Below are 22784 nucleotides of genomic sequence, written 5' to 3'. Positions count from 1 at the left end.
GGCTCTATGTCAATAGTTGTGGGATTAAATTTTGAGGGCAACATCCCAGGAAAATTTTCTTGATGAAATGATTACGATTCCTAAAACCAAAACTTAATCGTTTCAGCATTTTGCTTAAAGTATTCTTGCCTTCTATATAACCATTGGTGTACCGGCGGCCTTGCTGGGTGTATCTAACCAGGTTTAATATTTCTGACCTCCAGAACTTAATAGTACGAGCCCATACCCGTCCCTCTACATTTTCAGCGCATTCTGCATTTATAAGCCAACGGCTTAAGGCAATTTCTGCCTCTTCAACCCGGTCCATCTTTATGATTTGTCTTAAATCTTCTTTTAGCTGGTATAGTTCATAGAGGGACGGGTATTTATTCTTAATTTCTTCTAGCTGCTGTTGTTGTCTGGAAGTAAGTTTTTCTTTAGCCTTGAGCAAGGGTAGGCGAGGTATATTCTCCTTGCCTGCTTCTTGCTCTATCTTGCGTGCTTCATTTAAGCGACGGTTGGCATCCTGAATTACATGGAAAGGGTCTACTATTATCCTGGCTGAAGGAAAGATTGCTTTTATTAACTTGCGCCAGGAGTCTTTCATGTCAATTACTACTGCTTCTACTTTAACCCCGGCTTTTTTGAGCCCCTCCAGGTAAGCCTTTATAGTTGCTTTCCTGTCATCACCCAAAATCGTCAAAGGCCTCTTATCCGGTTCCAGGCGCCCTACTACGCATACATAATCATTCCCGCTAAAGGACAGTTCATCTAAGGTTAAGACTATGGGCTCTTGAGTATCATCTGCTGGAAGACCGGACTGGATATACTTGTCTAGTAATCTTATAACCCTATTAGGAGTAAGGTGTAATATTCGGGCTGCATAGGTAAAGCTCATCCTCTGGGCATAATACACTACTGTCTGCACTCCTAGTTTTGTAAATCTGGCCCAGGGGATGGTATTCGGAGGACGAAGGGTAAAAGTCTTATGACAATGGTAACACTTATACCGTACAGGAACCCAGGATAAAAAAATCCATCTCCCGTATAAAAAAGCGTGACGAATTTTCCTTTCTTGGGGCTTCCGGTTCTTCTTTAAAATGCCGTGCTTATGTAATTTGCCTTTGTTACATGCAGGGCATAATGCTGGCGGCTCTAGCGTCACCCTTAACACAATATCTTTACGTTCCTGCCGTTCTCCTAAAATGGACTGGAGTATTTTATCAAAATTCTCTTGTCCCTTGAGGGTGATCGTGCTATTCTTATTCATGGGGGCACTCCTTTCCTAATGGGGTTTTTGTTTGCTAACATTTGATTTGGATGTGCCCCCCTCTTTTTCCTCCTTTAACTTCTAAAATCTCTTCTCCTCTGTCCTTCTATCTCTTCCTATCCCCTCCCACACTTTTTATTATAGAGCCTAAGCTTTCATGTTTTCCCACCCGTCTTCTGTTAGAAGGGCGCCGGCAAAAGGCATCCACCGTCTATTCCCTGGTGACCAGCACCTGCTGCCTGGTTTCTGACCAGTGGACCTTGTACCCCAGGGCCTCGGCGACATAGCGGGCCAGGAGGAAAACCCGATCGTAACGGTTCAGGAGGGCTACATCCAGGGGTTCCCGGCGGCCGTCGCGTTCCATTTCCGCGCGGCCGGGATAAAACTTCAGGATATGGCCGGCACTACTCAAAGTCACCGTTTGGCTGGCGGGGTCCCAGCCAATCCCCGCCTCGGGAACACCCAGGGCCATGGCCAGGTAGCGCAGGGGAACGTAGGTACGGCCGTTTTCCAGCAGAGGTGCGACATCCATCTCTTGCACCTGGCCGTTGCTGCTGCAACTTTTTTGCCCCAGGGTAAAGATGGCCACCGGCACGGCGCTTCCATAAATAGTAAAGGCGCGGCTCACTGCTTCCCGGCCCTGGCTGTAACAGGATAGACCGATAAGGAACCCCTCCTGCAAACCTTTCCTCAAGCGGCAAAAATTACGCTGCCCAAACTTATACTTTCTTAATATTTCTCCACCACTTTTATGTTTTAATATAAGGAGGTAGGGACAAACCCTGCTACATTTCTCAGGAGGTGCTTTGATGTTTCGTCGTCACAAGTTAAGATACTTGCTCCTCATCTTCGTCCTAGCCGCACTGGTGGTTTTTCCCCTGGTGGCCCAGGCCATGAACTACCCGGTACAGCCCGGCGATACCCTGTGGCTGATTGCCCGGCGTTTTGGTACCAGCATAGAGGCTTTAAAAAGCAGCAATAATTTAAGCAGCGATATTATTTATCCGGGCCAGAACCTTTATATCCCCGATGGGGCTGCAGCAAATACCCCCGACTACACCCCCCTGAAAAAGCAAATTGAGGAGTATCTGGCCGGCCAGCCGGGAACTTACGGCGTCTTTTTTAAAGACCTTATTTCCGGCCAGTCCTTCGGCATCAATGCCGATACACGGCTGCCTGCTGCCAGCACGGTAAAGCTGCCGACCGTCCTGTTTATCAATCACCTGGTCGCCCAGGGCAACCTGGACTGGCAGCAAAAGCTGACCTATAACAGCGCCACCGACTACCAGGGCGGCAGCGGCATCCTGCAGTTCAGTGTCAAAGATGGGGACAAGCTTACCTTAAGAACCTTAACCACCATGGCCATTACTACCAGCGACAATATTGCTTACAATATGCTGCGCAACTTTGTCGGCAAAGGCAGTATTGCCAGTTTTATGCGGAGCCTAGGTGGCCAAACCGTCTTTCCTGACGGCCAAAACTTGAGTACGGCCCGGGATATGGCAACCTATGTCCAGGCCGCCCTGGACTTTGCTAAAGTCAACCCCGACGGCCGCCGGCTCCTGGACGATATGGCCAACGGCATTTATAACGAAGGTATCCCCTTGATGATACCCGCAGGTGTTACCGTGGCCCACAAGGAAGGGTTCATCTGGGGCAGCCCGGCTGATGTCGGAGTAGTATTCGGCTCCCGGCCCTTTATTATCACCGTCCTCTCCCAGGGAGTCGAAGATCCTGACAAGGGCTTTGCCAATATAGCCACCATCACGAAAATGATGTACGACTACCAGGAAAACCTAGCCCGGAATTAGTAAGAGAGAAGTTTATAAGGGCGACGAGAAATTTTTAGGTATGCGCTAGCGAGAAGGATACAAAAAATATACATCGAAAATATTAGTTAGTACACAATGAAAAAAATTTGTGCACTTAACGGTTAATTGTTCCCATTGTAAACTCACATTAAGGATTCTGCTGTAATCACCCGCCTCGCGTCGCCCGGCGATTCCCGGGCGGATTGAAGGAAAGAGGAAATGTAACTCTGTAAAGATTTGTACGGGCCTAAAAATGACGCCATCCGTAAATCATTGCCGGTCGGGAGGAGGGCGGTAACAATGCCGGTGCTGAGTTTGAGCGAAAGAGTGGAAGATCTCCAAATAAAAACGAAGATGGAAAAAGAGCTTCTCCAGAGACTGTTAAACTCTTTTTCTTATGCCACAAAGATGTTTTCCGCCATAACAGATTTAGAAGGCAATTACCTTCTCTCCTCCGAACAGGGTGATTGCGAGTTCTGCCAGCTGGTTAAATCGAGTCCATGTGGGATGGCGCGTTGCCGTAGCTCTTATGCCTGGGCCGGAGAACAGGCCCTCAAATGGAAAGAGCCCTATATTTTTAAGTGCCATGCCGGCCTTATCTCTTGGGTCTGCCCTTTTTTCTACAGAGACAAACATATCGGGAATTTTATCTGCGGCCAGGTGATGATGTGGCAGCCAGCCGAATTCTGTCATCACTGGATCAGGGAACTAGCGGGTGAGATAGGGCAGGACCCCGACATTTTATTGCATTCCTTAGACAGGGTTAAGTCGGTGACATCGGTAGAGATACAGGCCGCGGCCGATCTGGTGTTTATCATTGCCAGTTACGTAGCCAGGAGCGAGGGCGAGATCTTTGACTTCCAGCAAAAATTACGAAGGGTCGGTTCCTGGATATGGGCGGAAAACAAGAAACAAAAGGTTGCCGGGAGCCGGTCCATCGGTGGCAACACAGAGCAGGATCTGAACAAACTAGGGAACCATATTTTTATCGAAATCAGGCGAGCCAATATCGACAAGGCTAAAAAGCTGCTGGAGCAGCTAGTCCTGCAGATTTTTATTCAGAGCAAAGGGCAGCTGGAAGTTATCAAAGGACGCAGCCTGGAGCTTCTGAGTTTCTTCATCCGCACGTCCACCGAATACGGGGTAAAGTTCGGGGAAGTAATCCGCTTGAGCGATCTGAAACTGAAGGAGTTAGATGAAGCCGACACCGTGGAGAAGGTCGTCCTCTGGCTTCTGGCAGTGGGAAACGCCTTCATCGAGTTGATCGCGGCAAAGAACTCGAGCGAGGGAGAGGACATTATCAACAGAGTTGTCGATTATATCCAGAAAAACTATAGTTCCGAGAGCCTCTCTGTTAAAGAAATCGCTAGAGCCAGCTACATTAGCCCGGCATATCTGGGTCAGCTATTTAAAAAGAAGATGGGCTATTCCCTCAAAGAGCACATCAACAAAGTGAGGATTGAGGAGGCGAAGCTCCTGCTCAGGCAAACCGAGCAGACCATCGAGTCGGTAGCCATACAGACAGGATTTAAAGAGCGCAGTTATTTCTGCAAGGTTTTCAAGAAAATCACCGGCTTGAGCCCCAACGAGTACAGGAGGAAGAATTTCTTTCCATTGGCCTGAATCCCAAAACTGCCCGTGCGAACACCGCACGGGCAGCCAGTCCTTCCCTTTCAACAGGCACAATCCCTTTCCCGCTCATTGCTCCGGCTCACCAGAGATTGGGCGATACTAATGGCCTCACGGGCTGAGCTGGCGTAGGCATCCGCCCCGATGGACTCCGCAAATTCCCTCGTCACAGGCCCTCCCCCAACCAGCACCCTGACGCTCTTGCGCAGGTGGTGCTTCTCCAGGGCTTTGATTACCCTGGCCATTTCTCCCATGGTTGTGGTCAATAATGCCGACATAGCCAGGATTTCCGGGCGGTGCTGCTCCACCGACCTGACAAATTCCGCCGGCGAGACATTCACACCTAGGTCGACAACCTCAAACCCGGCGTAACTCAGGGACAGAGCCACCAGGTTTTTCCCGATGTCGTGGATATCCCCTTCCACAGTGCCGATGACTATTTTCCTCCGCTTATGCAGGCCTTTTTTAATGTAAGGTTTCAAGGCGAACAGACCGGCCTCTATGGCGTGGGAAGCGTTGATGACATCGGGGATATAAAAATCTGCCCCCTGGTATTTATCCAGGGTCTGGACGGTTGCCGGTATCATAGCCTCCTCCAGGATCTCGTCGGCGCTCATACCAATCTGCAGCCCCGAGCTAATGGATTTCAATACGCCATCGGCATCTCCCCTCAGGATGGCAGAAATGATATCCTGGAATATTTGGGCACGACCGCTCAAGGTATCACCGGCTTTCCTTTTTGTTCCTTTTATTAATAAATTATACACGACAATTCACTATAAATTAGCCACAACTTGTTGCCTTTTTTTCATGATCTTAAATATTATCATAAAGTATAATGCAAGCAAGAACCCAAGAAATGGTTCTGAGGGATCTAAAACTATCGAAAAGGGTGTGATAAGCGTAGTTGACTTATTATTTTAAGTTTAACACAATTTTATCGTTAAAGAAAGCTGGATTAATCCATACCGGGTTTGGAGGTGGCAGCCGATGCTCATTGTAGGAGAATTGATCAACACCAGTCGCAAACCGATTAAAGAGGCAATTGAAAAAAAGGATGCCGCTTACATTCGCGACATCGCGGTGCAGCAGGCGCAGGCCGGAGCGGATTACATCGATATTAACTGCGGAACGATGGTTCACAATGAACCGGAGATTATGGCCTGGCTGGTCAACACTGTGAAGGAAGCAGTGGACGTTCCCCTGTGTATCGACAGCCCCGATCCCCAGGTACTGGCGACGGGATTGAAGCTGGCGACAAAAGGCCGGCCTATGTTAAACTCCATCACCGCGGAACCGGATCGGTTTGAGGCAGTGTTGCCCATCATTAAAAGCTTCAATGCCAAAGTTGTGGCCCTCTGCATGGATAACGACGGGATACCCTCCACTGCGGAAAAGCGAATCGAGATCGTCAAGAAGCTGGTAGAAGACCTGACAGCAGCCGGGGTTGCGAGGGACGACATCTATATCGACCCGCTGGTAAAGCCCCTCAGCACCAACGACCAGGCGGGGTTGGAAGTGATCGAAGCCGTCGGCTTTATCAGGCAGGCTTACCCCGAGGTGCACATTATCTGCGGTCTCAGCAACGTCAGTTTCGGGCTGCCCAACAGGCGGGTCATCAACCAGGTCTTCATGGTGCAACTGATGACCGCCGGTATGGACTCTTACATCCTGGATCCGCTGGACAGGGAGATGATGGGCTTCTTCCACGCCTCCAGGGCGCTGCTGGGGAAAGACCCTTTCTGCACCGGCTACCTGAAGGCCCACCGCAGCGGGTTGTACAGGCGTGACTGATAGCGGCCGTGCCCGGTATCCCGGCAATAATACCGGCCGTATCCTCTTCCCATTACGTCTCAATTAACAATCATTAAAAAAGGAGGATTTGCCACGATGGCCAGCTTTGAAGAACTGTCACAGGCGGTATTCGAGGGTGATGAAGCACAAGTGGTGGAATTGACTAAGAGCTTGTTGAGCGGCGGAGCGGAACCCCTGGAAGTGATCAACAGGGGCCTGATCGCCGGCATGGACAGGGTCGGTGTCCTGTTCAAGAACAACGAGATGTTCGTACCGGAGGTCCTAATGTCGGCCAGGGCCATGAACGCCGGGGTGGAGGTGATCAAGCAGAGCCAGCGAGCCTTTGACATGCCGTCCATCGGGAAAATTGTGCTGGGAACCGTCAAGGGTGATCTGCACGACATCGGTAAAAACCTGGTGGGTATGATGTTGGAGAGCGCTGGTTTCACGGTTTACAACCTGGGGGTGGACATCGACCCGGATAAGTTCGTAGAGGCGGTAAAGAAATACCAGCCGGACATCGTGGCCATGTCCGCCCTGCTGACCACCACCATGATGAACATGAAGTCAACCATCGATGCTCTGGTCGCCGCTGGGTTGAGGGAACGGGTGAAGGTAATCGTCGGCGGGGCGCCTATCAGCCAGGATTTTGCGGACGAAATCGGAGCGGACGGATATGCCCCCGACGCCGCTTCGGCCACCGAACTCTGCAGGCGGCTGCTTGAGTAAGACAGCCGGCCGGGTTGACCTGTCGATGCAGGAAGCCCGGTCGGCAGCCCGTGGTAAAGCCAGATGACCCCCACGGAACCCTGGATTAATTATTATGGAGGGAGCCATAATGGATTACAAGCCTGTTAAAACCTTCAGTGAACTGGCGGTCAAATCCCTTGATGATTTCGTCTACGGGATTGCGCCCCATCCCGTGAAAGCAAAAAACGGTATGGTGATCGGCGGAGGGACTGTTTACCCCGAGATCAACATGACCCTCCCACCGATGAATATTGAGGAAAGCACCATGCCCGAAGTCAGAAGGCAGTATGCGGAGATGATTGAGGGGATTTTAAAGCGGGCAAAGGACCTGTACGCGCCAGGCATCATCGTGGAACTGGAACTGCTCCCAGAGGCTACCATGAAGCCCGAGTGGGGCATCGAAATTAACAAGATCCTGCGGGACAAGATGCACGAGTATGAGGATAAGTACGGGTTAAAAAGCCTCCTGAGGTGTACTCCCAACGACACCAGGGAGATTCTGAGGCCGCCGCTGATGAAGCGGGGCGAACTCCTGGAAAACATGTTAATCACCTTTGAGAAATGCGCCGAGGACGGGGCTGATATCCTGTCCATCGAGTCCACGGGCGGTAAGGAGGTCCACGATGAAGCGCTTGTCACCTGCAATATCAGGAAGGCCATCTTTGCCCTGGGTGTCCTGGGGGTCAGGGACATGCGGTTCCTCTGGTCCAATATAGTCAGGATCGCCGAACGAACCGGCACTATAGCCGGTGGAGATACGGCATGCGGGTTTGCCAACACCGCCCTCGCCCTGGCGGAACAGGGAATGATCCCCAGGGTGTTTGCGGCAGTGGACAGGGTGGCCACCATCCCCAGGAGCCTGGTGGCATTCGAAATGGGTGCCATCGGGCCTGATAAGGACTGCGGCTATGAGGGGCCATATATGAAAGCCATCGCCGGGGTACCCATTTCCATGGAAGGCAAAACGGCGGCATGTGCCCATTTAAGTGCCATCGGCAACATCGCCGCCTGTGTGTGCGACATGTGGAGCAACGAATCCGTCCAGAACGTCAAGCTGCTGAGCGCTCCGGCACCCGTGGTATCCACGGAACAGCTCATCTACGACTGCCGGCTGATGAACGAAGCGGCGGCGGACGGGCGCAGCTTCGCCCTGAAGATGCGGGACTGGCTGGCCGCCTCCGATTCCAGGCTGGATCCCCAGGCCTACGTCCTGAGGCCGGACATCGTGCTGGAGATCAGCCAGGAGCTGGTTAAGGAAAAGGATGCTTTCGTTGCCACCAAAAAGGCGGCCACCCTGGCAGTGGAGGTCATCAAGCGTGGCCTGGCCCGGGGTGAAGTTCAGGTGCCCCCCAGAGAGAAGAAGTGGCTGGATATCATCAGCACCCAAATCGAAACAATACCCGACGACGGGGAAAAGTTCTGGTACGAAATACAAAAAGAACTCGATCTTAAAAAATGGCGGCCGGAAGAATACGATCTAGAAGTAACCACTGCCTAAGCAGCTTCCGCCTGGAACCAGGGGCGGGAATCTCAGGAAATTCATGGAAGGAGGGCGCTCCTGAACATGGAGAACCTTAAAGCGCGGCAACGCCCGCCTCCCGGCTTTGGCGCTTATCCCTATATGTTCCGCGCCACCTCGTAGGCGTCCCAGATGGCTCCCATAATGTTCCGGGGTTCCCGGGAGTCGCCGATGAGATAAAGGCCAGGCATCTTGCCCATCAGGGCGCGGTAAAGTCCCTGCTCGGGCGTAAACCCTGCCGCCACGACTACCGTATCGGCAGGGAGGGTTGTTCTATGGAAGGATCTGTCAATCAGAATAACGCCCGCGTCAGTTACCTCTAGCAGGCCGGTACCGGTTCGCCATTCCACCCCTTGATAGCGGAGCATCTCTATGAGCATGATCCGGTTCATATAGGGCACGGGGAGGCCGGCCCGCATCAGGTCGTCCAGGATCTCAATTATCGTCACCTGCTTGCCCTGCCGGGCCAGCCAGAGGGCGGTTTCGCACCCGGCCAGCCCGCCGCCGATGATCACCACCTTAGCGCCGGCCTGCTTTTTGCCCAGCAGAATATCAGTTGCCGTGCCTACCTTTTCTTTGTCAATGCCGGGGACGTCGGGCATGGCCGGTTTGGAGCCGGTGGCCACAACAACGGCGTCGGGGTTTTGCTCCAGGACCAGTTCCGGGGTAACTTCCCGGTTCAGGTTGATCTCGACCTGCAGTTCCCGCAGTTCGGTTTTATACCATTCCAACAGGCGCGCGTCGTCTTTTTTGAATTCCGGCACGGCGGCAGCGATGACATGGCCGCCCAGTTGATCACTCTTTTCGTAAAGGGTTACCTGGTGTCCCCTCAGGGCGGCCACCCGGGCCGCCTCCATGCCGGCCACGCCGCCGCCGATAATCATTACCTTCCGGGCCGAACTTGCCCGCTCGATGCCGTACTCTTTTTCCCGGCCGCAGGCAGGGTTCACGGCGCAGGACAGGGGCCGGCCCAGGAAGCCCCGCCCCAGGCAGCCGTCATGGCAGCCAATGCAGGGCCGGATCCTGTCAACCCGTCCCGCTATTACTTTGCTGGCCCATTCAGCATCGGTTAACAGCCCCCGGCCGATGGCTATCATGTCCGCCTTGCCTTCAACCAGGGCCTGCTCGGCCAGTTCCGGTACTTCCATCCGGCCGGCGACGATCACCGGGACCTTAACCGCTTCTTTTAGCTTTTGGGTTAAAGGCAGGTAACAGCCGTGCTCTTGATAGAGGGGCGGGTGGGCCCAGTACCAGGCGTCATAGGAACCGGCGTCGGCGTCAAAGCCGTCGTAACCTGCTGCTTCCAGGATCCTGGCGGCCGCCAGCGCTTCTTCCACGTCGCGGCCTTTTTCGGTAAACACTTCCCCGGGCAGTCCTCCCTGGCGCCAGTCCTTGATAAAATTCTTGATGCTGAACCTTAGGAGGACGGGGAACTCTTTCCCCACCCTCTTTTTAATCTCCTGCACTATTTCGATGGGGAAAGTGAGCCTGCCCCGCAAGTCGCCGCCGTATTTATCCGTGCGGCGGTTGAACAGGGCGATGGTGAACTGGTCGAGGAGATAGCCCTCATGCATGGCATGAATCTCTACCCCGTCAAACCCGGCCTCTACGGCTATCTCGGCCGCCTCACCGGCCCTTTTGACCAGTGTTTCGACTTCCCTGGTTGCCAGCTCCCGGCAAGTTATAGCCGGTTCCCAAAAATTAGGAATGGCTGAAGGGGCAACGGGTTCTCCCGCCAGCATAACCGGCGAGGCCACCCGGCCAAAACCCATACCCAGCTGCAGGAATATCCTGGTTCCATAGGCGTGTACCCTTTCCGTCAGCTCGCCTGCCGTGGCGATAAAGTGAAAGGGGTTTACGGATATGTTGGGTACCAGCCCGGGTTTGAAGGGTTCGATTTCGTTTTCAATCTTGGTGACACTGGTGATGATTAACCCGGTGCCCCCCCTGGCCCGTTCAATATAATAATCTATGGCTCGCTCTGAAAAGCAGCCGTCCGGGGTCACCAGGCCCAGGACACCCATGGGGGCCATGGCAATTTTATTCTTTACTTCTACCTTACCTATCTTAATGGGTTCAAAAAGTCTGGTATAGGCTGCCACAATAATTAACCTCCTGCTTTTATCCAGTTAGTTTTGGTACTCACGATAATTATTGTGCACCAATACCAGCCATTTATAAGCCCTTTCTTTTTTATTCGCCCGACTCCTTGTCCCACCGCAAGCCACGGTAACTGGGGTGACGCAGGCGGCCGTCCGGCGTCTGTTCCAGGTACTCCACGGTACAGACCAGGCGCGGTTCCACCCAGCGGGGCCGGGTCAGGCCCGGCACGGGTTCTCCAAAGGGCGGCGGCACCGGCTTGAGTTTTTTTAACTCCGCCAGCAACCTCTGTTCTTCTTCCCGGTCAAAGCCGGTGCCCACCTTGCCCCGGTAGGCCAGGCGCCCCTGCCGGTAGGTGCCCAGAATGAGGGCACCTAAACGTCGCCCGCCGGTCCCGGGCTCGTACCCCACAATGATAAATTCCTCCTGGCGGGTATGCCGGATTTTGCGCCAGTGGGAGGAACGCCGGCCGGGAAGGTAGGGGCTGTCTTTGGCCTTGGCCATGACTCCCTCCAGGCCCTGCCTGACGCAGGCCGCAAAGAAGGTGGTGCCGTGGGTCTCAATAAAGCTGGAGATAACCAGGTTGTCCCCCGGCCGCACGGCTTCCTGGAGCAAACCTTTACGCCAATACAGGGGCCGGGGCATGATGTTTTCGCCCCAGCAGTAAAGGAGATCGAAGGCGACAAAAACGGCCGGGTTTTGCCGAGTGGCCTGCCGGATTTTCAGGGGGTCGGCCAGTCTCCCCCTGGCCTGGAGGCGGCTGAAGGAGGGTCGGCCTTTCTCTCCCGGGATAATTATCTCCCCGTCCAGGACCGCCGGCTGCATCCTGACCCACCGGTGCAGGCCGGCCAGCTCGGGAAAAGCCGGGGTGATGTCCAGGAGGTTGCGGGACTGGAGGATAGTTTTCCGGTCCAGGTAAGCCAGGCAGCGGTAACCGTCCCATTTCACCTCATAAATAAAGTCGGGGGAATCAAAGGGACGGCCGGCCACGGCCAGCATGGGCTTGATTTGAAATACCGGAAGCCGGCCGCCATTCTCCCCCGTCATGAGGTCTTGCGCCGCCGGCGGAGTTTCTTTGCTTCTTCATCCCCGGCACCGGCGGCCTTTTCCTGTTTGGCCAGTTCAATGCTGGCCTTCAGGGCTTCCATCAGATCGACCACTTTCCCTGTTGCGGGCCGCGCCGGTACCGCCACCTCTTTACCGGCGACTTTAGCTTCGATAATCTCCAGGAGGGCCTGCCGGTACGCGTCGGTATATTTCTCCGGCTCAAACCGGGCCGCCAGGTTGTTAATCAGGGTGACGGCCATTTTGACCTCATTTTCATGGAGCTTGACCTCAAAGTTTAATTCCGGCAGCTGCTCTGCCGCCCTGACCTCCCGGGGGTAAAACATGGTGTGCATTACCAGGGTCCTGCCGGAAACCCTTACCGCCGCCAGGGATTCCCTGGTCCTTAAACTTACCCTGGCTATGGCGATTTTTCCTGTAGCCTCCATGGCCTGCCGCAGCAGGGCATAGGCTTTCTGCCCCATCTCGCCTGGTACCAGGTAATAAGCCCTGTCAAAATAAATGGGGTCAATCTCCTCCAAGTCGACAAAGTCGAGGATGTTAATGCTCCGGGTTGTATCCTGGGGAATTCCTTCCAGGTCTTCCTCCTGCAAAATTACATACTTGCCCTTTTCGTATTCGTAGCCCCGGACGATCTCCTCCGGGGGAACCTCTACCTGGCAGTAGGGGCAGTATTTGCGGTACTGGATGGGCGTCCTGCACCTGGCGTGCAGGTAGTTGAACTTGAGATCGCTGCTTTCGGTAGCTTTATAGAGTTTTACCGGCACATTGACCAGGCCAAAGCTTATCGCGCCTTTCCAGAGGGGGCGCACGGCTCTCACCTCAAGGTTTCCAGCGGTAACCCGGGCCGCTCCCGGCACCAGCTACCTTTGCGCCCCGGGCTTTGCCTGTAGTATCTCCGCCCGGCAGGCAGGCAATACGCCGGTGTGGGCCAGTTCCAAGAAGCTCGTTGATGCTGGCTTCAAAGCCCCTTCCCCTAACGGCGGCATGAACAACAGTTGGCTGAAGGCAGGCTATCAGGTAGTTAAGTAGAAATCACTTACTTAATAAGGAGCCTATGGCCAAGGCTCCCTTTAACTATACCGGCCTGCGGGGTTTATTTGTTTCTTTCAAGGCAGGCCAGCCAAAAATGCGCGCCAGCTGGCTGTATATCCACTTGGATTCCTTTGTCAGCAAGGGCCCTAGAATGGCCAGAAACAACACATATAAGGCTGCGAAGGGTTGTAGCACCGGCAGTAACCCGCCGGTCTTTGCCAGATTGGCGAGAATGATGGAGAATTCCCCGCGGGGGGTAATGGTAAGCCCGATATTGGTACACCCCCGGTACGAATAACCGGCCATCCGCCCGGCAAGAATACCGGCAAGAAAATTACCTGTTAATGTTGCCGCGACGGCAGCCAGGACCGGCCCGACGGCGCCTCCCAGGGTTAAAGGGTCGATGCTCAAACCGAAGCTGAAAAAAAACAGGGCCCCGAAAAAATCACGGAACGGCACGACAATATGCTCGATGCGGTCGAGATGGTCTGTCTCGGCCAAAATTAAACCCACCAGCAGGGCGCCAATAGCTTCCGCCACATGGATAGTCTCGGAAAAACCGGCTACCAGGGTGAGGAAAGCGAAGACCATGAGCATAAAAACTTCATCGGAAGGAACGTTAAACAGCCTGTTAATTAACGGTGCCAGTTTGCGGCCGGCGAGGATTAAGCCCAGCATAAATCCCAGGGCAAGGGAGGTAGATTTCAACACGCTCGCCGGTGAGGCCGAACCTGTAAGGACCAGACCGGAAATGATGGATAGATACACTGCTACGAATACGTCCTGGAATAACATAAGCCCCAGGATCATCTCGGTTTCCGGCCGTGCCGTTCGTTTTAGGTCAACCAGAACCTTGGCAACGATGGCGCTTGAGGAAATAGAAATAAGCCCGGCTACCACCAGGGTTTCCCGCAACGGCCAACCCCAAATTATAGGTAGAACCATGCCCAGGGTAAAATTTATGGCAATATAGATGGACCCGCCCACCAGTATAGAACGGCCTGCCTTTAATAATCTCCCGACGGAAAACTCTAGACCGAGGCTGAAAAGGAGAAAGAGTATCCCTACCCGTCCCATAAAATCTATTAAAGGCGCGCTTTTAATAAAGCGAAAATCCAGGATGCCGATTACCGGCGCATGGGGGCCTACCACCATACCGGCAAGGATCAAGAGCGGTACAATAGAAACGCGGAACCTGGCGGCAAGGATTCCGGCAAAAGCTGCGATAGCTAATGCCAGCCCGATTTCAAGGAGCACCTGTTCGGGCATAACTATATGCCCCCGTGCAAAATCAGCTCTTTACACGCCTTTACCTGCTTCCTGTCCCCTAAAACTACAATGGTTGCTCCCGGGGTGATGATTTCTTCCGGTCCCGGGTTAAGGACTTTTTCGTCTTTTTTAATTATAGCTATAATAGCAGCGCCAGTTTTCTTGCGGATTTCTAAATCTCCGATAGTTTTCCCTATTGATCGGGCATCCTTCTCCACTTTATACCATTCAAAAACCATGTCATCCAGGGCCATTTCAACCGTTTCCAGTGCTTTTGGCATGTAGGCCATACCGCCGAGAATACCTGCCACACGGCGCGCTTCCGCGTCATCTAGAGTGACCATGGAGATGCTTTCCTCCGGGTCATTATTATCAAAATGATAAATCTCCCGCCGGCCATCATCATGTACGACAATAACTATCTTATCCCCGCTGCGAGTCTCTATTTGGAATTTTTTGCCGATACCGGGGAGCTCGGTTTCCTTTATCGACATGTAACTTCCCCCTTGCTTATAATTCACCGCGGCTTTATTTCATTTTAACATAAACCTTCCGGTTGCCAAAGCTAAGCATACCCTGCTGCTTTATATGGCCAGTTCTAACAGGGGTGTTAAATCATTGGGGTGCTCCAGGAGGCCCCGGTACAAGTCGCCCCATTCTTCCAGGCGGCGCCTGATGGTATGGATATTGAAATCTCCGGGGGCAATCTTCTTCTCCGCCACTTCTTCCCAGGTCAGCGGGGTGGAAACCGGGGCCCCGGGTAAAGGCCGCAGGCTGTAGGGAAAGGCCATGGACCGCCCCCGTACATTTTGCAGGTAATCCAGGTAGACTCTACCCTCACGCTTCTGGATAAGGTGTTCGGTGGTAGCCTTTTGCGGGTAAACTTCAACAATCAGTTGCGCCAGGTACCCCATGGCGGCCGTGATTTCCCGGAAGGTCCAGCGGGGATAAAGGGGAATGAAAATATGCAGGCCGCTGGCGCCTGAAGTTTTGGGGTAGCCAGTGAGGTGGAATTCCTTTAAAGCCTGGTTGACCAGGAGGGCGATTTCCAGCACATCAGCAAAGGTTGCCCCTGCCGCAGGATCGAGATCCATGACAGCGATATCCGGGTATTCCAGGTGGCTGGCGCGGGAGAGCCAGGCATGGACCTCGATGCACCCCTGGTTGGCCAGCCAGGCCAGGGTTGCTTTGTTATTGCAGAGAACGTAATTGATGGTTTTATCGCTATCGGCGTGGTAGACGGGCAGGGTCGCCACCCACTCCGGGGCATAGGCAGGGCACTCTTTCTGGTAAAAAGCCTCCCCTGTAATGCCGTCCGGGTAGCGCTTCAGGACCAGAGGGCGGTCCCGCAGGTAAGGCAGGATGACAGGGGCCATGTCGACATAATATTCGATGAGATCAAGCTTGGTCAGCCCCTCCGGCCAAAAGATCTTGTCCGGGTTGGTCAGCAGGAGCTGCTGTCCCGGCAAGCGGGGCCGTATATAGGGCTCAATGTTAACCCGCGGTCCTGTTGTCGTTTCCCGGTCCATATCCCTGCCGCCACCCCCTTTACTCCCGGGCTGCCGGTAGTATTCCCTACCTCGGTTAAAGTTCATTCGGGCGCATCAGGGGCCCATTAATATCATGGGTTATGCTAGAGCCCGGGTAAAAATTTGCCATAATGACGGGAACCATTGCCTCCCTTCCGGCGTCTGTAAAATTAGGAAAAAACGAAAGGAGGCATAATCCATGCATCACGCTCAAAAACCCCTTAAGTCCCTGGCCCTGCTGGCCCTTTTCTTCCTGCTGGCGGGGTTCTTCCCCGCCGCCCCGGCCGGGGCGGCTGATGTAACTATTTTTGTCGACGGCCGGGAGCTAAACCTGGAGGAACCGGCTGTTATCCAGGACGGCTACGTCCTGGCGCCCGTACGGGCCCTGGCACAGGCCCTCCGGGCGCAGGTAGCCTGGAAGGAGGCGAACAGAGAAGTAATAATAACCGGGCCGCAGACAACCATCAGGATGGTCGCCGGCAGCAAAGAGGTATTTAAAAACGATATAAAGTACACCCTGGCCGTACCCGTGCAGATACGCAACGGCCGCGTACTGGCGCCGGTGCGCTTCCTGGCGGAATCCCTGGGCGCCGGGGTCTCTTGGAACAGCCTGACCCTGACGGTAGCCATCACCACCCCGCTGCCTGCGGTACCGGAACGGGTATACGCGGCGCCCTTCCCGGCCAGGGTGGCCTTCACCGCCAACAACGACCTCTGGCTCCTGGACGGCAGCCAGGCCGGGGCCGGGCCGGTCCAGGTGACGAAGGACGGTGCCGTGCAAATCCTGGGCTGGTCCCCCGACGGCCAGTGGCTGGCCTACCTGCAACGGGAAAAGCAGGAAGAGTGGGCCGCCAAGCCTTACCTCTGGGTGGTTAAGGCCGACGGGAGTGGCGCCTTCCAGGTAGACCCGCGGCCGGTACTTGGGCAACCGGCATGGTCGCCTTGTGAAAATACCCTGGCCTACAGCACTGGCGGTCCCGGCGGCGGCTACGCCCCGGACATGAACTTGAAGCTAGCCACCATCAAAGACGGCCGGGTACAGGTAATGGCCTTGCTGCCGGACAGAAGCGAGCTGGTACAGGACTTCGCCTGGGCTCCGGACGGCCAGAGCCTGGCCGTCTCCCTGCCGCGCACTGAAGATCAGCCTCTGCGTATCGACCGCCTGACCTTGAAGGGCGAACGCAGCAACCTTCTAACCCTGGGCGAGGCCGGCACCCCCATAGGTGAGGTCTACCCCTCCTTTGCTTATGGTTTTAGCTGGTCGCCCGGCGGCCGCTACCTGGCCTATCACCTGCACCCCAACTCGGCGTCCCTGGCCGCCGACGGCGTTGACCTTCAGGTCCTGGACCTGGAGCAGCCCGGCAAGCCCCTGGACCTGGGGGTAACACTTAATTACTCCGGGTGGCTGGCCTGGTCCCCGGACGGCAGCCGGTTAGCCTATATCCGGGGCGGCGGCCGGGATACCACTATTGACAAGCGACTTACCATCGTAGACCTGGAGGCCGGGGGTAAGATCATCGATTACGGCCAGGCCGGCCAGGTAGACACTATGCCGGTGTGGCTGCCCGCCGCAGATGGCGGCGTCCTCTTCTGCCGCGGCCCGGAGAATAAGTACTGGAAGGGCAACCAGGAAAACGACGCCCGGGTCCTGGTGCCCGGCCAGCGCATTTGGTGGCAGAAGCTTGATGGTAAAGCCGTGCCCGTAACCTCCGGCCCGGCGGGCTCCGCCGACTACTACCCCTCAGTCTCCCCGGACGGCCAGAATCTTACCTACTTGCGCCTGGACCGCCGCGACAGCGGTTCCCTCTACCAGCAGCCCCTGGCCGGCGGCCCGGCGGTAGAACTGGTGCGGAACGTAACCGGCTCATCCGGTTACTACGGCAACTACCAACCTGCATGGGTGAGCATCTACTACCTGAACCAAACCGCCCGGGTAAGCGGGAAACTGGTGGTCAGCGACGTGGAAGGCCGCCACTATGAGCTGGAAACAGCTCAGGGGCGCCTGGTCCTGGTGCCGGACAAAGATTATCCTGCCGCCGCCCGAGACCTGGAAAAATACGCCGGCCAGGAGGTGATGATAACCGGCGTTATTACCCGGGAAGCCAGCCTGTACATGCGCGGTCCCTTACTGCGGGTTCGGTCCGTCATCCCGGCCGGTGGCATACCGGCCCCTGCTGCCCGGCTAACCAGCTTTGCCATTGACCGGCCCAACCTGGTGGTTAAGGGCCGGTATCTGGCCCGGGTGGAGATCTGGGCCATACCGGCGGGAACGGGTATAACGGAGAAGGATTACACCCTCCTGGGCCCGACCGTCAAGAAAGTTGAAACCGGCGGTGAACAGGTCTGGATCTTCCCCATCCCTAAAGAAACCATCCTGGCTACCGCGCTCTTTGCCCGGGGCTATGATGAACAGGGTCGCGATGTCGGCAGGGTCGCCCTGCCTGTCGAAGGCGTCACGGCATTGAATAAAGCCCTGGGAACTGTGAGCAATTAACCATCTGACTGCTAAAGCTTTAGCTCCGGTCAACCGGAGCTAAAGCTTTTTAGTTAACATGTCTGGCGGCGGCCTCGCCAGACAGGTTCGCTGATAATACTTGAGCCTTTTACCCCTTTTAACCGCTGCGACGGTATAGTACAATAACACCAATTTCCCTTGACAAACAAGCTGACGAAAGTTATATTGTGGTTAATTAGATTTGTTTCTAAATATCCCGGAAGGGAAGGATGAAAGGCCATGGGGTTAAACACCCTTTTCAAGGCCCTGGGCGATGACACCCGCCGGGAAATCCTGCGCCGGCTGGCCAAGGGTGATATGGCCGCCGGGGAGATTGCCGCAGCCTTCGACCTCTCCTGGCCGACCATCTCCCACCACCTAAGTGTCCTTAAGGAGGCAGGCCTGGTGCAGGATGAAAAAAGGGGCCAGTACGTCATCTATTCCCTGAACACCACTGTTTTTCAGGATATTGCGGGATGGCTGTTCGACCTGCTGGGGACAATAACAGAAAGGCAGCCAGCTAAAAAAGGGGAGGCGCATAAAGAGAATGAAAAATAAGTATCGGGTTACCGGGGGAACGCTGGCCCGCGACTGGCCCGCCCTGGTGGTCCTGATGGCCATGTTCGTCGCCGGCATCCTGCTTTACCCCCGCCTGCCGGACCTGGTCCCGGCCCACTGGAACTTCCGAGGCGAGGTTGACAATTACTTCAACCGTTTCTGGGGCGCCTTCGCCCTGCCCCTGATGACCGGAGGTATCTACCTGCTCCTGCTTTTCGTCCCTTACCTGGATCCCAAGCGGGAAAACTATCCCCGCTTCGACCGGGCCTACCAGATGGTACGCCTGGGACTGGTCTTCTTTATGGGGGTAATTTATACCACCATCTTGGTCGTGGCTTTGGGCGGCCCGGCCAACCTGGTCGGCCGGGTTGTACCCCTGGCGGTTGGGTTGCTCTTTATCCTGATCGGCAACTATCTGCCCCAGGCGCGTCACAATTACTTCTTCGGCGTCCGTACACCCTGGACCCTGGCCAGTGAGGAAGTCTGGCGGCGTACCCACCGCTTTTCCGGTTATGCCTTTATCGTGGCCGGGTTCATGTTCATCGTCGCAGCCTTCCTGCCGCCGCCGGCCAACTTCATCCTTGGCATGGCCGGCCCGGCCACAGCTGTCATTGGTACCATAGTCTATTCTTATCTGGTCTTCCGTCGGGTGTCGGCCTAAAACACTCGGCGGAAAGGTATGGTTTCCTGTACCGCTTAATAAATGGTGAAGGCGGGGTATAAACCAGCGGCAGCAGACAGCAAACGGCCCGGCATTATTGCCGGGCCAATTTAAAATCAAGTCCGGGAACCTTGTTACCAGTAAATTTCATCCCCAGGTTCATGGGTATATTGTGAGGAGGTTGGGCTTTAGCGACGCTCGAGGGGCTTCTTGCGGCCCTGTATTTCTATTATTTTACATAGTTTACATTATCTTCTTTAATCCTATCTACAGCAAATTTATCACCTGCTTTATAGCCTACGGCTACGGCGCACATAACTTCGTAACCTTCAGGGATACCCACCCTGGCAGCCAGTCCCTTATCGGCTGCAAAGGCGAGCTTAGGGGTAATCAGATAGCAGGAACCCAGCCCCAGAGCTGTTGCGGCAATAGTCATGCTGGTAGCAGCGCAGGATGTGGTGGCCAGGCTATATGGCCCTTCCGGTGCAGAAAGAAGGAACAGGGTAGGGGCGCCATAGAGAGGTTCATAGCCCGGTAGCGCGGCACGACTCATTAAAAACTCATTGCCCGAGTTCTTCATGGCTTCCAGAGCGAGATTTGAAATGTGCTGCAGCAGTTCTTTGTTTTGCACCACCGTAATATGATAGGGACCGGCGCTGGGAGCATTTTGACCGGCAGCTACGATGGCCGCTACAGCTGTATCAGGAATCTGGTCATTTTTGTAGTCCCGTACACTCTTTCTTTTTGCAATGGCTTCCAGGGCGTCCATAGTAACACTCCTTTATTCGTTTTATAGGCGATTATCCCGCCTTCATCTGGCCTGATTTACGTTGTCCCCTCCGGCAGATCGCAGGTCAGCAAGGTTTCCGAGGCTTCATCAGCCATAACTACCAGGCCGCCATCCGGGTCGGCGATCAGGCTGTTTCCCAGGCTCACCATGCCAATGTGGCTGCCCACGGCGTTGGCCAGGATGACGTAGCAGTGGTTCTCCACCGCCCTGGCGATGGGCAGGGCGCGGTTTTTGGGCAGCTTCCAGCGGGCCTCGCCTGGTTGGTAGTAGTGGGCGGCAAGGATGAACAGAGCTCGGGTCCCTTCCCCCGCAATCTGTCGGGCCAGTTCGGGATAATTCTGGTCGCGGCAGATGATGACCCCGAATTTTTCCCCATTATAGTTAAAGACCAGGTGCCCGGCGCCCGGGGTAAAATAGCGGGCCTCGGCGTCCGTCAGGTGGATCTTGCGGTAGTTATGGACGCTGCCGTCGGGCAGGAACACCGAAGCGGTATTGAACAATCGTTCGCCGGCAAACTCGGCCCGGCCGACAATCAAGCCCACACCCAGGTCGGCTGCTGCCCGTGCAATCCTGTCCAGGCTACCCTTCAGTTCCTCTTTAAAACCGGGCCGACCCAGGACGGCCGGGTTATATCCCGTCAGGCCCATTTCCGGAAAAGCCAGGAGCTCAACGCCCCGCCCGGCTGCTTCCCCGGCCAGGCGTAAGATTGTCGCCTCATTGACCGCCAGGCTGTCGGCGATAAACATCTGGGCAGCACCTAGTCGCAAAGTCATCGCCCCCGTGGTAAAGGCTGTGCTGTGCCTGGTGCGCTTGGAGTCAGCGGTACTTCCGGTGCCGCCAGGGCCTCGGCAGGCACCTGGATCTTTACGCCGCTGTTATACCGGTAATCCGTAACCTTCATGTTGATGGTCATGGTTTCCAGGGGCACGGTTTCTCCCTGGTATTTATCCGCAAAAGCGACCAGGCCGTTCATTTCCGAGGCATAAGTAAGGTTGTCTTCCACGCCGATGGCTTCCACACCCCAGAAGGAAATGGACTTCAAGACGCCGCCGGCCTGGTTCAGGGCCTGCTCCATCTCCGGGGTCAACCCACCGGGCAGGGCCTGCATCAAGGCCTGCCAGTCGTCAATCCGGCCGTAGTAGGCGATACGGTGAACCTTATGCCCGTTCTCTATACCTTTGCCCAGGTACCGGAAGTGGAAACTGTCCTTTAGCCCCGGCGGTAACCCCGCGGCATTCCTGCTCTGTTCTACCAGGGTTTGCAGATCCGGTAGAGCTTCTTGGGGTAGCTTCATCCACTGGGGTTTTTCCATACCGGGAACCTCTATCTTCTGGTACATAGTGCCGTCCACCAGGTACTGTTCCATGGTCATCTGCATCTTACCGCCTGCCGGCAGGTCTTTACCCGGTGTTTTCACAGCCGGCAGATTAAGGGTCATTTCCACCTTCTGGTGCAGGTTCAAGGGATAGCTGAACTCGCTCTCGATATTGCCCTGCATGGAAACCCCGGAAACCCCAGATACTTTCCCGACCGCCTCAGGCCGCAAACGCGCGCTTATAGCCATGCTGCCGGCGAATTTCACGTCTTTGACCTTAGCCTGGGCCTGCTGGGGGGCCTGGACAATCTTTTCCGCCTCCGGGTCGCTGCCAAAAACCCTGGCCAGGAAAGCAACGCCTTCATCCACGGTCAGGATCGCGGCCGCGTCCTGGCCGGGCTGCAGCAGGCCGGCCCGTACCAGCCAGGCATAGGGGGTGTAACCCCAGCTCTCCCGTCCCAGGGACCCATTTACATCCGGCGCGGCGACACCGTCCGGCAGCCCCAGGACCCGGGATGCCATCACCGCCGCTTCCAGCAGGGTGACCGGCCGGTCGGTGTGCAGGCCGCCGTCGGGGTAGCCCCTGATGACGCCCTTTTCTTTCAAAGCCATTACTGCCGGGCTGTACCAGGCATCCCCCCGAGTGCCAGCAGTGTCGGCCGTCACCTGCATCCCCGCCGCCCGGGCCAGGAGGGCGGCAAACTCACCCCGGGTCAGGGTTTTCCCCGGCGCCGGAGCCTGAGGAAATACCTGGCGGAGCTGGTCGCCGGTGACCGTCCCGGCCAGGGCCGCCGGCACAAAGGCCAGGATCAGGCCCACGGCCAGTAGCAATGCCTGAAACCACTTTTTCATACTTTTCCCTTCTCCCCTTTCGCTGTTCTTCCCCCTGTACCTCTGTTATTGTTTAGTAATTCTCTACCCTGCCAGATTTCTCCTGCCGGCCGGGGAAATTTATAGCAGAGAATATCCTATCCTACATCCCTTCGGCTGAACACCCATGCGGCCAGCAGCCCGAAGGCCAGGTAGCAGATCAGGGATGCCAGCAGCAAGCCCATCAAGTAGTACCAGGAATCTACACTTATACGATCCACCACCCACCTGATGACAGGGCGGAAAAAGGAGGGGAACACCAGGGGTAAAAGGCCCAAAAGGGGTAACAGCATCACATTAGAAGCGCGTTTATAATCCCAGGTAGAGAAGACCAGGAAAAACAATC

General features: G+C 55.3%; 22 protein-coding genes. 8 read left to right on the top strand and 14 right to left on the bottom strand.

Features of this window, described 5'->3' with window-relative positions:
* Nucleotides 1-4 precede the first annotated feature (4 nt).
* Both FLZ89_RS08795 and FLZ89_RS08790 read right to left on the bottom strand, forming a co-directional pair.
* Nucleotides 5-1249 (bottom strand): ISL3 family transposase, encoded by a 1245-nt coding sequence (locus FLZ89_RS08795; RefSeq protein ID WP_141262898.1) that lies wholly within the window; start codon nucleotides 1247-1249, stop codon nucleotides 5-7.
* A gap of 211 nt (nucleotides 1250-1460) precedes the next feature.
* Nucleotides 1461-1931 carry a copper amine oxidase N-terminal domain-containing protein gene (locus tag FLZ89_RS08790; protein WP_172613524.1) on the bottom strand — a complete coding sequence of 157 codons (471 nt, stop codon included), beginning with the start codon at nucleotides 1929-1931 and terminating at the stop codon, nucleotides 1461-1463.
* 127 nt (nucleotides 1932-2058) lie between these two features.
* Here FLZ89_RS08790 and FLZ89_RS08785 point away from each other — a divergent pair, with 127 nt between their 5' ends.
* Nucleotides 2059-3060 (top strand): serine hydrolase, encoded by a 1002-nt coding sequence (locus FLZ89_RS08785; protein ID WP_141262882.1) that lies wholly within the window; start codon nucleotides 2059-2061, stop codon nucleotides 3058-3060.
* Between the two features lie 300 nt (nucleotides 3061-3360).
* Nucleotides 3361-4683 carry a PocR ligand-binding domain-containing protein gene (locus FLZ89_RS08780; protein ID WP_141262883.1) on the top strand — a complete coding sequence of 441 codons (1323 nt, stop codon included), beginning with the start codon at nucleotides 3361-3363 and terminating at the stop codon, nucleotides 4681-4683.
* A 50-nt stretch (nucleotides 4684-4733) separates the two neighbouring features.
* Here FLZ89_RS08780 and FLZ89_RS08775 read toward each other — a convergent pair whose 3' ends face one another.
* Nucleotides 4734-5456: a corrinoid protein gene (locus FLZ89_RS08775; RefSeq protein ID WP_253256440.1), complete on the bottom strand. Its 723-nt coding sequence runs from the start codon at nucleotides 5454-5456 to the stop codon at nucleotides 4734-4736.
* A gap of 223 nt (nucleotides 5457-5679) precedes the next feature.
* Here FLZ89_RS08775 and FLZ89_RS08770 point away from each other — a divergent pair, with 223 nt between their 5' ends.
* The 3 genes from FLZ89_RS08770 to FLZ89_RS08760 all read left to right on the top strand — a co-directional run bounded on the left by FLZ89_RS08770 (nucleotide 5680) and on the right by FLZ89_RS08760 (nucleotide 8731).
* Nucleotides 5680-6483, top strand: coding sequence for a methyltetrahydrofolate cobalamin methyltransferase (locus FLZ89_RS08770; protein ID WP_141262885.1), 804 nt, complete (start codon nucleotides 5680-5682; stop codon nucleotides 6481-6483).
* 96 nt (nucleotides 6484-6579) lie between these two features.
* Complete coding sequence (locus FLZ89_RS08765) at nucleotides 6580-7212, top strand: cobalamin B12-binding domain-containing protein (RefSeq protein WP_141262886.1); 633 nt, start codon at nucleotides 6580-6582, stop codon at nucleotides 7210-7212.
* 109 nt (nucleotides 7213-7321) lie between these two features.
* Nucleotides 7322-8731, top strand: a complete 1410-nt coding sequence (locus tag FLZ89_RS08760; protein ID WP_141262887.1) for a methyltransferase MtaB domain-containing protein — start codon at nucleotides 7322-7324, stop codon at nucleotides 8729-8731.
* Between the two features lie 119 nt (nucleotides 8732-8850).
* Here the strand turns inward: FLZ89_RS08760 and FLZ89_RS08755 are convergent, their stop codons facing one another.
* From FLZ89_RS08755 to ligD (FLZ89_RS08730), 7 genes are all read right to left on the bottom strand, one after another.
* On the bottom strand, nucleotides 8851-10857 hold the full coding sequence (locus FLZ89_RS08755) for an FAD-dependent oxidoreductase (protein WP_141262888.1): 2007 nt from the start codon (nucleotides 10855-10857) through the stop codon (nucleotides 8851-8853).
* Between the two features lie 88 nt (nucleotides 10858-10945).
* Nucleotides 10946-11899: a non-homologous end-joining DNA ligase gene (ligD, locus tag FLZ89_RS08750; protein ID WP_216363865.1), complete on the bottom strand. Its 954-nt coding sequence runs from the start codon at nucleotides 11897-11899 to the stop codon at nucleotides 10946-10948.
* Entirely contained in the window at nucleotides 11896-12729 is an 834-nt protein-coding gene (locus tag FLZ89_RS08745) for a Ku protein (RefSeq protein WP_141262889.1), read from the bottom strand. The genes ligD (FLZ89_RS08750) and FLZ89_RS08745 overlap by 4 nt, the downstream gene beginning before the upstream one ends.
* Nucleotides 12730-12780: 51 nt before the next feature.
* Entirely contained in the window at nucleotides 12781-12906 is a 126-nt protein-coding gene (locus tag FLZ89_RS16310; protein WP_256369506.1) for a hypothetical protein, read from the bottom strand.
* Nucleotides 12907-12994: 88 nt separating this feature from the next.
* Complete coding sequence (locus FLZ89_RS08740) at nucleotides 12995-14221, bottom strand: cation:proton antiporter (protein WP_141262890.1); 1227 nt, start codon at nucleotides 14219-14221, stop codon at nucleotides 12995-12997.
* A 2-nt stretch (nucleotides 14222-14223) separates the two neighbouring features.
* Complete coding sequence (locus FLZ89_RS08735) at nucleotides 14224-14715, bottom strand: cation:proton antiporter regulatory subunit (RefSeq protein ID WP_141262891.1); 492 nt, start codon at nucleotides 14713-14715, stop codon at nucleotides 14224-14226.
* A gap of 90 nt (nucleotides 14716-14805) precedes the next feature.
* Nucleotides 14806-15750 (bottom strand): non-homologous end-joining DNA ligase, encoded by a 945-nt coding sequence (ligD, locus tag FLZ89_RS08730; RefSeq protein ID WP_141264061.1) that lies wholly within the window; start codon nucleotides 15748-15750, stop codon nucleotides 14806-14808.
* A 199-nt stretch (nucleotides 15751-15949) separates the two neighbouring features.
* On the opposite strand from ligD (FLZ89_RS08730), the gene FLZ89_RS08725 reads away from it, so the two are divergent.
* The 3 genes from FLZ89_RS08725 (at nucleotide 15950) to FLZ89_RS08715 (ending at nucleotide 19463) form a co-directional block, all read left to right on the top strand.
* Entirely contained in the window at nucleotides 15950-18244 is a 2295-nt protein-coding gene (locus FLZ89_RS08725) for a stalk domain-containing protein (protein WP_141262892.1), read from the top strand.
* A 240-nt stretch (nucleotides 18245-18484) separates the two neighbouring features.
* Complete coding sequence (locus FLZ89_RS08720; RefSeq protein WP_141262893.1) at nucleotides 18485-18802, top strand: autorepressor SdpR family transcription factor; 318 nt, start codon at nucleotides 18485-18487, stop codon at nucleotides 18800-18802.
* Entirely contained in the window at nucleotides 18792-19463 is a 672-nt protein-coding gene (locus tag FLZ89_RS08715) for an SdpI family protein (protein ID WP_141262894.1), read from the top strand. Before FLZ89_RS08720 ends, FLZ89_RS08715 begins: the two co-directional genes overlap by 11 nt.
* Nucleotides 19464-19692: 229 nt before the next feature.
* On the opposite strand, the gene FLZ89_RS08710 is transcribed toward FLZ89_RS08715, so the two are convergent.
* From FLZ89_RS08710 to FLZ89_RS08695, 4 genes are all read right to left on the bottom strand, one after another.
* On the bottom strand, nucleotides 19693-20232 hold the full coding sequence (locus FLZ89_RS08710) for a nitroreductase family protein (RefSeq protein WP_141262895.1): 540 nt from the start codon (nucleotides 20230-20232) through the stop codon (nucleotides 19693-19695).
* A 56-nt stretch (nucleotides 20233-20288) separates the two neighbouring features.
* Nucleotides 20289-21026 (bottom strand): carbon-nitrogen hydrolase family protein, encoded by a 738-nt coding sequence (locus FLZ89_RS08705; protein ID WP_253256438.1) that lies wholly within the window; start codon nucleotides 21024-21026, stop codon nucleotides 20289-20291.
* A complete protein-coding gene (locus tag FLZ89_RS08700; RefSeq protein WP_141304800.1) occupies nucleotides 21023-22420 on the bottom strand; it encodes an S-layer homology domain-containing protein in 1398 nt (465 codons plus the stop codon). The genes FLZ89_RS08705 and FLZ89_RS08700 overlap by 4 nt, the downstream gene beginning before the upstream one ends.
* 116 nt (nucleotides 22421-22536) lie before the next feature.
* Entirely contained in the window at nucleotides 22537-22782 is a 246-nt protein-coding gene (locus tag FLZ89_RS08695; protein ID WP_172613523.1) for a hypothetical protein, read from the bottom strand.
* Nucleotides 22783-22784 lie beyond the last annotated feature (2 nt).

Source organism: Moorella sp. E306M, from assembly GCF_006538385.1.
In the GTDB taxonomy this organism is placed as follows: domain Bacteria; phylum Bacillota; class DSM-521; order Neomoorellales; family Neomoorellaceae; genus Neomoorella.
This window is presented reverse-complemented; position numbering and strand designations above follow the sequence as displayed.